Source organism: Vibrio sp. V19_P1S1T109 (assembly GCF_002241375.1).
In the GTDB taxonomy this organism is placed as follows: Bacteria; Pseudomonadota; Gammaproteobacteria; order Enterobacterales; family Vibrionaceae; genus Vibrio; species Vibrio anguillarum.
Genome location: NZ_NDIM01000248.1, coordinates 1 through 10,925, shown reverse-complemented (window position 1 = coordinate 10,925; position 10,925 = coordinate 1). Strand labels below are relative to the sequence as shown.

Below are 10,925 nucleotides of genomic sequence, written 5' to 3'. Positions count from 1 at the left end.
GATATATGGTGTTGATACTTTGCCTTTTTCACTATTTTTAATAAATTAGTGCATTTTATGATTGTCCTAATTTCATCTTTGAGGGTGAAACTGAGGAGCTGGTGATTAATAAGTGAACAATGTTAACTTTAATAATTTGTGGGGATGGAGTGATTAATAGGTTAATAAATAACACTCTACCAACTATATGGAGCAAATAATGAGTGCAAAAGGCCAGCTAAAGTCATTTCATTTCATTTTTTTGACAGTGCTCCCCTGCTTTCTTATCTTGCAGTTATCTCATTACTATTTTTTTCGTTCCCTACAAGAAAAATCAAAAGAGTACGCTGTAAGTGCGGCATCAAACATTGATTCTATTCTCTATTACGGAAAAGAAGCGAATAAGAAAACACTTTCTCTCGTTAGTCATAATGAGAGTTGTGATGAAATTATCGTAGAATTAAGAAAAATTGTAGCGACGAGCCCTTTTGTAAGAACGACAAATTTAGCTCATGATGGAGTGATATATTGTACATCTCTTTGGGGAGAACGATCATTTATTGATAACCCGCAGACTTATATCTCAGGTGAGCTCTTATTAATGTCAGGCAGTCAAGTAGACTTGCAGCATCCACTGATTGTCGTTCGTAATGTGGAAAATGATAATGTGTCACTTAGCGGTATTGACGGATTACACATCCAACAAGCGTTACTTCAATCTTCTGCTCATGCTTTATCTCTATTTTTACAGTTGGGGGAGTTTTGGTTAGGTGAGGACGGTGTAATGTATCCAACTGATCCAACGCTTGCACTGACTGCTATTCAACAGATTAAATCAGAACGTTTCCCATTTACAATTTATGCAGGATTTGGTTACCCATCATCCTGGTCTGCATTTTGGAATGAGAGAAAGTTCTATATTTTCTTGATTGTATTTATGCAGGTGTCATTTTCGATTTGTTATTGGTGGCTTATTAACCGCCCAAAAACGTTAGATTCGGAACTTCAGCGTGCAATTCGTCAAGAAGAATTTGTACCCTATGCTCAACCGATTGTTAATGCCTCAACCAATGAAATTATGGGTATAGAAATCTTGATAAGGTGGGTTCACCCTATTCAAGGTGTGGTTCGTCCGGATCTTTTTATTCCTCAAGCTGAAGAGTCTGGGTTGATTATTCCTATGACAAAATTGCTCATTAACGAAACCGCTAAGCAGTTGAATAATTATAAGGACTCCTTACCTCATCCGTTTCATGTAGGGATAAATATTTCGCCTCAACATTGCAATGGTCAAGATCTTTTTAACCAATGTAAGGCTTTTGTTGAGTATATCGATACAGAGAAAGTAGTGCTTGTTTTAGAGCTTACTGAACGAGAGGTTCTTGAGTTTTCGGATGCAACAGATGTACTTTTCAGTAACATAAAACGTTTGGGCTGTAAGATAGCGATTGATGACTTCGGAACTGGCCATTCCAGTCTGATAAACTTACAAAAAATCGATCTTGACTACTTAAAAATTGATCAAATATTCATTAAAAACATAGGAAAGGATCCTATTGCTGAACACTTGGTTGAAAATACGATTGAACTTGCTAAGCGTTTATCAATTGATCTTGTTGCTGAGGGCGTTGAGCTGGCTGAGCAAGCTGAATATCTAAAAAATCATAATGTTAACTATTTACAAGGTTTTTTATTCGCAAAACCTGTGCCTCTATCGGAATTCTTACAGGCGTATCAAGACCAATGTCATGCTAAATAATTACGATAGTTTTTAAACTAGCGACCTGATTTGGTTGTGATATCTGACTTCCCATCCATACCACTGTTTAGTAGACCTGTGTAACGTTTATTGAAAATCTTTGAGGATTATCCTGCCTACCCGCAATTCCGAGTCGTTTGCGTGCATTCAAGTTAGAAACTGGTCAAGAGCAAAAGATCTGGCTAGCTATTTGAAATCTATTCGCTAAAGTAAAAACGTTTTTTTAAAAGAGCGAAGGTATTGATGCGTTATGCGTTAGAGCGATACGACCAACATGGTTTTCTTAAAGCCCCTAAACTTATCTGGCTTGGTTGGTTATTTTTGGCAAAAGCTTGGGTTGTTTTCGTGGTGGCAGGAGCAAGCCGAGATAATGGCACGACGATTTTAACCATTGTTTACCCAGACCATTCGATGCTTTATTTGGGGTTGATTATGGGGTTGCCAAGTATCATTCTGATGTGGCTTATCAGCTTACGTGCTCCTGAACGAGCGTGGCTAAACCGCATCGTCAGCATGGGAAAACCGCTGACGTTACTTATGGTTATCTTGCAATTTATACAAACGCTTTATCATATCTATTTAGAGCACGGCGTTTTTAATTGGGCCAATGCAAGCACACTGTTGGTGCTGTTATGGTTTGGCCTATATCTACTGAAGAGTAAAAGTGCGCGTGATTGTTTTTCTATCCCGCTCATAGACAAGGCGTGATCCCAATCAAGGTCGCCCCAAAAAACTGAATTACACTGAGCAAAAATAAGTAAGTGAGGATATTTTATGACACAACCTCAAACCGCGATTCTGCCTGAAGCAGGTCCGTTTGCACTGTTTAGCCTTTTAAAAGTAAAGCAAAATCCGGCGCATGTTTTAGCGCAATTAAAAGCATTGCCCGCTTTAGTCAATGAGATAAATCAACATCAACCCGGCGCTGAATTAACCGTGTCGGTCGCATTTACTCGCACCTTTTGGCAGCGTTTAAACCAAAGCATACCACAAGAGCTGATTGATTTTCCTGAGCTTGGTAAAGGCGAAACCATAGCACCAAGTACCGAGGTGGATGTGTTGATTCACTGCCATTCTCAGCGTCATGACTTGCTGTTTTATGTGTTGCGTAAATGGATGGAACCCGTGGCCGAGTTGGTTGAAATGGTGGATGAAACCTACTCATTTCGTTACTTAGATGCGCGAGATATGACGGACTTTATCGATGGCACTGAAAACCCTAAAGCCGAAAAACGTCAAGAAGTGGCACTGATTGCTGATGGTGAATTTGCTGGCGGCAGCTATGTGATGTTGCAGCGTTTTGTGCATAACCTTCCAGCTTGGAATCGCTTAAATGTGGCGGCGCAAGAAAAAGTGATTGGGCGCACTAAGCCTGATTCGATTGAGCTTGATAATGTACCTGCAGCGTCTCACGTTGGCCGTGTCGATATCAAAGAAGAGGGGAAAGGGCTGAAAATTGTTCGTCATAGCTTACCTTACGGTACGGTGAGTGGTGAGCACGGTTTACTATTCATTGCTTATTGCCATACGCTGCATAACTTTAAAGTGATGTTGGAAAGTATGTATGGTGTGGCGGATGGTAAAACAGACCAACTGCTGCGCTTTACCAAAGCCGTAACGGGTGCGTACTTTTTTGCCCCTTCAGCTGAGATGCTGCAACATCTTGAACTAAAGTAAGTTTCAATACTGACCTACTATCGGACCGAGCCTTGTGCTCGGTTTTTCTTTTTTAAGCATTTTATGTAAAGAAAAGCGTCTACTGTCCGATAAAGAGATCATTCATTCTATGGCATGGGTCTGTTATGGCAATTACCGTTAATACCAATGTTTCTGCTTTGATTGCGCAGCGCCACTTAGGCTCAGCAAGCGAAATGTTGAATCAATCTTTGGAGCGTCTTGCTTCCGGGAAGCGTATTAATAGTGCCAAAGATGATGCTGCAGGTTTACAAATTTCGAATCGCCTTGAGTCGCAAATGAGGGGCTTAGATGTCGCTGTACGCAATGCTAATGATGGCATTTCAATCATGCAGACTGCTGAAGGTGCAATGCAAGAGACCACCAGCCTGCTTCAGCGTATGCGAGATCTCTCTTTGCAGTCGGCGAATGGCGCGAACAGTAAAGCGGATAGGCAAGCTTTACAGGAAGAAATGAGCGCCTTGAACGATGAATTAAACCGAATTGCTGAAACCACCTCTTTTGGTGGTCGTAAGTTACTGAACGGTTCGTTTGGTCAATCCTCATTTCAGATAGGGGCGAGCTCTGGCGAAGCAGTGCAAGTTTCGTTAAAAAATATGCGTTCAGACAGTTTGGATATGGGGGGCTTTAGCTATGTTGCGGCAGGCATGGCGGATAGCCAGTGGCAGGTGACACAAGATAATCGGCAGCTCACCATGAGCTATACCGATGCCAAGGGAAAACAGCACAACATTCAAATCCAAGCAAAAGTAGGGGACGATATTGAAGAGTTGGCAACCTACATCAATGGGCAAACCGATAAAGTATCGGCGTCAGTCAACGACAAAGGACAGCTACAGCTGTTCATGGCGGGTAAAGAAACCTCTGGGACTATTGATTTTAAAGGTAGCTTAGCCAATCAGTTGCAAATGAATGTGACGGGATATGAAGCAGTAGACACTCTTGATATTTCCGAAGTCGGTGGTGCGCAGCGGGCGGTTGCCATCATTGATACCGCAATGCAGTACGTTGATAGCCATCGCTCTGAGTTAGGCGCTTTGCAAAACCGTTTTAACCACGCTATCAACAATCTCGACAACGTACATGAAAACCTCGCTTCTTCAAACAGTCGAATTAAAGATACGGACTATGCGAAAGAGACCACCCAAATGGTAAAACAGCAAATCCTACAACAAGTCAGTACCTCTATTCTTGCGCAAGCCAAAAAACAGCCAAACCTAGCATTGGCCTTACTTCGCTAGCGATAAAAAGCAACACTTATCGACTTTTAATAACAAATCTTTAGCGAAATTATTACCTTTTTGGTGGGTTTTTGACCTCTTATCCTGTTTTTTACACTAAACACATTTTTTTTAAGAAAATCGAAAAAAAATCCTCAAGCTTTGGAAAATACCGCCGTTATAAAAAGTAACTTTGAGAGAACTATTTGGTTTTCCGAGACGTCGGAAACCGGAAACATCGGAAAATCAATTGGAGTAATCACCATGGCAGTTAATGTAAATACCAACGTATCAGCGATGACAGCACAGCGTTACCTAAACGGCGCTAGCAATGCACAACAAACATCAATGGAACGCCTATCTTCTGGCTTTAAAATCAACAGCGCAAAAGATGATGCGGCAGGCCTACAAATCTCTAACCGTTTGAATGTTCAGAGCCGCGGTCTTGACGTAGCAGTACGTAATGCGAATGACGGTATTTCTATTGCACAAACCGCTGAGGGTGCGATGAATGAAACGACCAACATTTTGCAACGTATGCGTGACTTGTCACTACAATCAGCTAACGGCTCAAACTCAAAAGCAGACCGTGTAGCGATTCAAGAAGAAGTCACCGCTCTGAATGACGAGTTAAACCGTATTGCAGAAACCACATCATTTGGTGGTAACAAATTACTTAACGGTACTTTTGAAACTAAGTCATTCCAAATCGGTGCGGATAACGGTGAAGCCGTCATGCTTAGCCTAAACAACATGCGTAGTGACAATGCTATGATGGGCGGCACAAGCTACCAAGCGGCGAACGGCAAAGATAAAGATTGGTCAGTTCAAGCCGGCAGCAACGATCTACAAATCACCCTGAAAGATACCTCAGGTACAGATCAGACTATCAATATCTCAGCTAAAGAAGGCGATGATATTGAAGAGTTGGCGACTTACATCAACGGCCAAACTGATATGGTGAAAGCATCAGTTGATGATGAAGGAAAACTACAAGTCTTCGCTGGCAGTAATAAAGTAGAAGGCCCTGTAACATTCGCAGGCGGTCTTGCTGGTGAGCTCGGCATGCAAGCTGGTCAAGCTGTTACCGTAGATGTCATTGATGTGACCTCTGTGGGTGGCGCTCAAGAATCGGTTGCCATTGTTGATGCTGCACTGCAATTTGTAGATAGCCACCGTGCACAATTAGGTGCATTCCAAAATCGCTTTAGCCATGCAATCAGCAACTTAGATAACATTAACGAAAACGTGAGTGCTTCTAAGAGCCGTATTAAAGATACTGACTTTGCCAAAGAAACAACAGCGCTTACTAAGTCGCAAATTCTTTCTCAAGCATCGAGCTCAGTGCTGGCTCAAGCAAAACAAGCGCCACAAGCGGCACTTAGCTTACTTGGCTAAAAGAGCCCAATAGCTCAAGAGTTACCCTTAATGAAAATCCAGCCTCGGCTGGATTTTTTTGCTTAGCGGTAAAGTGGAAAAAGTGTTAGTCGATGCAGCATTATCTTTCTTACTTTTTGACGCTAATCACATTTCTCATGCTCGCTGCATAAATTTTAAAAAAAGGCTTATTTTTTTCTAAAGGATATAAATCTTTCGCCGTTAAAGGATACGAGAGAAATGAGGTGTACCGACGTGAGGTGAGAGACACGGAAGTACATCAACACAATGCCTAAGGAGATCAATATGGCAATTAATGTAAGCACTAACGTGTCTGCAATGACCGCACAGCGTTATTTAAATAACGCCGCTGATGGTACGCAGAAATCGATGGAGCGTCTGTCATCGGGCTATAAAATCAATAGCGCGCGTGATGATGCAGCGGGTCTACAAATCTCAAACCGTTTAACGTCACAAAGCCGTGGCTTAGATATGGCGGTAAGAAACGCAAATGATGGTATCTCCATTGCACAAACCGCAGAGGGTGCAATGAATGAAACCACCAATATCTTGCAACGTATGCGAGATCTTTCTTTGCAATCAGCAAACGGTTCTAACTCAAGTTCAGAACGCCAAGCGATCCAAGAGGAAGTCTCAGCACTCAATGATGAATTAAACCGTATTGCTGAAACAACCTCGTTTGGTGGTAATAAACTGCTAAATGGTTCGTTTGGTAATAAATCTTTCCAAATTGGTGCCGATTCTGGTGAAGCTGTGATGCTTTCCATGAGCGACATGCGTTCTGACACAAAAGCGATGGGCGGTAAGAGCTATGTCGCGACAAATGGCAAAGCGCCTGACTGGTCAGTCACCAATGCGACGGATCTGACTCTGAGCTATACTGATAAACAAGGAGAAGCTCGCGAAGTCACTATTAACGCTAAAGCGGGTGATGACTTAGAAGAAGTCGCTACTTACATTAATGGTCAAAATGGTGACATCAAAGCTTCAGTCGGTGATGAAGGTAAACTGCAACTGTTTGCCGCCAATCAAAAAGTCTCAAGCGATGTCACTATTGGTGGTGGACTGGGTACTGAAATTGGTTTTGCTGCAGGTAAAGACGTAACCGTCAAAGACATCAATGTCACAACAGTTGGCGGCTCTCAGGAAGCTGTAGCTTTGATTGATGGTGCACTAAAGGCCGTTGATAGCCAACGCGCCTCGTTAGGTGCATTCCAGAACCGTTTCGGTCATGCCATCAGTAACCTTGATAACATCAATGAGAACGTCAACGCTTCTCGTAGTCGAATTAAGGATACTGATTATGCCCGTGAAACAACCCAAATGACGAAGTCGCAGATTTTGCAGCAAGCGAGTACGTCAGTTTTGGCACAGGCGAAGCAGTCACCATCTGCAGCTCTTAGTCTATTGGGTTAACCGATAGGCGAATGGAGCTTTGTGGGGAAAGCAGTGTTTTCACTGCCAACCTATGAGGTGGAAGGGAGATTGTTATGGAAATACCATCCTACACATCGAACATCCAGCCTTACGGCTCGCAAAGTGGCATTAAATTTGCTTCAGAAAACGATGGCGCGACACGCGCTTCCTCGAAACAAAATGAGGTGAATCGTACTGAACAGTTAAGAAATAGGCAAAACCAAAGCGTTGAAGCGGCAATCGAGCTTGCACAGCAACGAGAGCAGATCAACAAATCGGAAAGAGCCAAGATGGTAGAGCAGATGAATGAATTTATCTCATCTATCAACAAAGACTTAGCGTTTAGAGTCGATGAAGAATCAGGACGGGATGTTGTGACGATTTATGAAGCCAGTACTGGTGACATTATTCGTCAGATCCCGAACGAGGAAATGCTAGAGGTTTTGCGACGCCTTGCCAGACAAAAAGACCACAGTACAGGTTTATTGGTTGCTAAGGTGTAATCGTAGTTTTTGAGGTGATTTAATGAGCTTAGGCCCGATGGGTATGAATACTGGCATGGATATCAATTCCTTGGTCAGCAAAATTGTCAATGCAGAGCGCGTTCCTAAGCAGCAACGTATTGATAATGAGCTTGGCCAAATTGATGCCAGTATCAGTGCCTACGGCCGGCTCAAAGAGTCGCTGGATACGATGAAAAATCTTATGACGAATTTTCGTCAGGAGAAGGCTTTCGCTTTGCGAAAAGTCGATACTACTGATGAAAATGTCGTCTCCGCGACAGCCACCACTGACGCAATAGCAGGTAAATATGCTATCGATGTGTTGCAGCTTGCACAGAGCCATAAAGTTGCCTCGGATGTTTTAGATAAAGAGGCAAAGTTTGGTCCTGGTAAGCTGCAGATTTCACTTGGTGATCAGAAGTTTGATGTTGATGTCCAAGCCAATTCAAAATTGATTGATATCGTTCGCGGTATCAACAGCACTAAAACCAATCCCGGGGTTCGTGCTTCGGTAATCAATGATGTTGAAGGGCCACGTTTGATTGTGGCCTCTAATCTATCTGGAAAAGATCATGACATTAAAATTAATGCTCAGTCTGATGCCGGAAATCCGCTCAAAAATCTAGAATACAAAACGCTGGAAGAACGCGTTAAAGATTTAGAAAAAGCACGCGCTGCGGCGCAACAAATCATTGCACCACTCACGCCAGCTCAACAAGCTATCGCTGCAAAAGTCGCCGAGAAAATAGGTGCGGCGGCACGCGAAGTTGACCAAAGTATGGCGAGTGGTGTTCAAGAAGTCGCCGGGCAAGTAGCTGCCGACGGTAAAGTTGCTAATGCTGCCGGTGAATTAACCGACGCCGCCGTCAAAGCTGCCGCCGCCGCCGGTGTTGCTGCCAATAAATATCTGAAACCGCAAGATCGTATTCCAGGGTGGACTGAAACCGCCTCTGGCACCTTGCTCGATTCCTACTATGAACCTGAGCCAGAGCTTGATGCAACTGCGTTAGAAAAAGCGCCAGATGTGCCCGGTTGGACCAATACCGCTTCTGGTACTTTGGTTGACTCCTATGTCACCCCCAAAGAAGCGCAAGCCAAGCTTGAACAGCAATTAGCAGCTGAAAAAGCCGCGGTTGCGGCGGCGGTGCGTAGTGGTGAACTGACGCCAGAGCAAGCCAAGCAGAAAGAGCGTGAAAAGCTTGACCCGCAAGAGCGTGAGTATTTAGATAAAGTGGACAAAGCAGATGCTGAGCTTAGAGCGGCACAAGCATCGTTTGACGCCTATCAAGGTATGACTCAAGTACAAGCAGGCCAAGATTCCGTGGTGGTTTTGGACGGTGTGGCGACCCTTTCTAGCAACAACAACGTGATTGAAGATGCGATTGAAGGGGTTGATTTGACCCTTAAAGGGCAAACGGCCAAAGGCAAACCACCGGCTGAAATTGGCATCGAATATGACCGCAAAACCGTGCGCGATGATATTGAACAATTTGTCGCGGCGTATAATCAGTTTTATCAGGTCTCTAAAGAACTTGGAGGCGTTGACCCTCGGACTGGCCAAGCAGGGCCACTGGCGGGTGACAGTATTGTGCGCAGTGCAGACTCCCGCCTACGTAGTGTTTTTTCGACTAGAATTGAGCAGGCTCCAGAAGAGATCAAAAGTCTGATTGAGTTTGGTATTACCACCACACGCCAAGGGACACTTGAAATTAACTACGACATGCTAGATCGCCAACTCAATAACAACTTTAATAAGCTAGGTGAGTTCTTTGGTGGAAACCAAGGATTTGCCAAACGGGTTGAAGATGCTATTCAGAGCATGACGGGGGTTACAGGGTCGATTCGCACACGCGAAAAAAGCTTAGTAGAACGCAACTACCGTGTGGCGGACGACCAAGCGGCACTTGATCGCCGCATGGACAGTTTGGAGAAGCGAACGCATTCTAAGTTTTCAGCAATGCAAGACGCGACCAGTAAAATGCAGAACCAATTAGCTGGTATGATGAATGCGTTAGGCGGCTGATATGGAGCAGCAACTCGACCTTTTAAGTGATCTAGATCACCAAATAAGAGCAATGCTTGTCATTGATGAAATTAATACTGAAGAAATCAATCATCTTGTCGATAAAAGGGAACGGATATTGCAAAACTTACTGACGCATGCGTCAGAAAATCCACAGTTTGCAATGTCGAGCCAATGGCGAGAGGCTATTGATGAAACTAAACATCTTGTTGAACTGATGCAGTCAAAAACGGTCGAGATCGGTAGAACGCTCCAAAAATACCGACACGGTAATAAATCCGTTCAGCAATACAAAAAGTTTTTATAAGAGGAAGACTATGCGCGGTTCTTTACAGGCATACAAAAAGGTATCAGTGGATAGCCAGCTCAGTGCGGCCTCGCCGCATAAAGTCGTACAAATGTTGATGGCGGGTGCCATTGAACGCCTTATTCAAGCAAAAGCAGCAATGCTACAGGGGAATATTCCAAGTAAGGGTGAACGCCTTGGTAAAGCATTGGATATCATTATTAGCTTACGCAGTTGCTTATCGATGAGTGATGGCGGGGATATTGCAAAAAATTTAGATCAGCTTTATGAATTTATGATCACTCAGATCACCGAAGCGAATCATCAAAATGACCCGCAACCACTGGATGATGTGATCGACATCATTCGAGAAATTAAATCAGCATGGGATCAAATCCCTCCTGAATACCACAATCTAACGGCAAGCGAAGTGGGCATATAAGTTATTTATAAAACTTTAGGCACTTATTTTTTAAAGTTTTAACTGATGTCACACCAGCTCATTGCTTGGTTGCCTTATTTTTTTTATTCCATAGAATAGAAGCCATTACTAGCCTAATGGCTTTTTTTGTTGCTGAATTCCACAAATTGTCTATCGTTTAATCAAGTGATTATAGAAAAACAAAACTGAATAACGATTTTCAGA

10 protein-coding genes are annotated in these 10,925 nt (G+C 43.3%); all 10 read left to right on the top strand.

What is annotated here, in order from left to right; genetic code table 11:
• Nucleotides 1-199 precede the first annotated feature (199 nt).
• The 10 genes from B9J87_RS12405 to fliS all read left to right on the top strand — a co-directional run bounded on the left by B9J87_RS12405 (nt 200) and on the right by fliS (nt 10,721).
• Nucleotides 200-1,738, top strand: coding sequence for an EAL domain-containing protein (locus tag B9J87_RS12405; RefSeq protein ID WP_094151031.1), 1,539 nt, complete (start codon nt 200-202; stop codon nt 1,736-1,738).
• Between the two features lie 240 nt (nt 1,739-1,978).
• On the top strand, nt 1,979-2,446 hold the full coding sequence (locus tag B9J87_RS12400) for a DUF2919 domain-containing protein (protein WP_094151019.1): 468 nt from the start codon (nt 1,979-1,981) through the stop codon (nt 2,444-2,446).
• Nucleotides 2,447-2,512: 66 nt separating this feature from the next.
• A complete protein-coding gene (locus tag B9J87_RS12395; RefSeq protein ID WP_017048866.1) occupies nt 2,513-3,415 on the top strand; it encodes a Dyp-type peroxidase in 903 nt (300 codons plus the stop codon).
• A 125-nt stretch (nt 3,416-3,540) separates the two neighbouring features.
• The gene (locus B9J87_RS12390) at nt 3,541-4,674 is read left to right on the top strand and encodes a flagellin (protein ID WP_094147538.1); all 1,134 of its coding nucleotides are present in this window, start codon (nt 3,541-3,543) and stop codon (nt 4,672-4,674) included.
• Between the two features lie 243 nt (nt 4,675-4,917).
• Complete coding sequence (locus B9J87_RS12385) at nt 4,918-6,051, top strand: flagellin (RefSeq protein WP_013856299.1); 1,134 nt, start codon at nt 4,918-4,920, stop codon at nt 6,049-6,051.
• A 285-nt stretch (nt 6,052-6,336) separates the two neighbouring features.
• The gene (locus B9J87_RS12380) at nt 6,337-7,467 is read left to right on the top strand and encodes a flagellin (RefSeq protein ID WP_026028066.1); all 1,131 of its coding nucleotides are present in this window, start codon (nt 6,337-6,339) and stop codon (nt 7,465-7,467) included.
• A gap of 74 nt (nt 7,468-7,541) precedes the next feature.
• Nucleotides 7,542-7,970, top strand: coding sequence for a flagellar protein FlaG (gene flaG, locus B9J87_RS12375; RefSeq protein ID WP_013856302.1), 429 nt, complete (start codon nt 7,542-7,544; stop codon nt 7,968-7,970).
• Nucleotides 7,971-7,992: 22 nt separating this feature from the next.
• Nucleotides 7,993-9,993: a flagellar filament capping protein FliD gene (gene fliD, locus B9J87_RS12370; RefSeq protein ID WP_013856303.1), complete on the top strand. Its 2,001-nt coding sequence runs from the start codon at nt 7,993-7,995 to the stop codon at nt 9,991-9,993.
• A gap of 1 nt (nt 9,994) precedes the next feature.
• Nucleotides 9,995-10,300, top strand: coding sequence for a flagellar protein FliT (locus B9J87_RS12365; protein ID WP_013856304.1), 306 nt, complete (start codon nt 9,995-9,997; stop codon nt 10,298-10,300).
• Nucleotides 10,301-10,310: 10 nt separating this feature from the next.
• Nucleotides 10,311-10,721: a flagellar export chaperone FliS gene (fliS, locus tag B9J87_RS12360; protein ID WP_010318718.1), complete on the top strand. Its 411-nt coding sequence runs from the start codon at nt 10,311-10,313 to the stop codon at nt 10,719-10,721.
• Nucleotides 10,722-10,925: the final 204 nt, after the last annotated feature.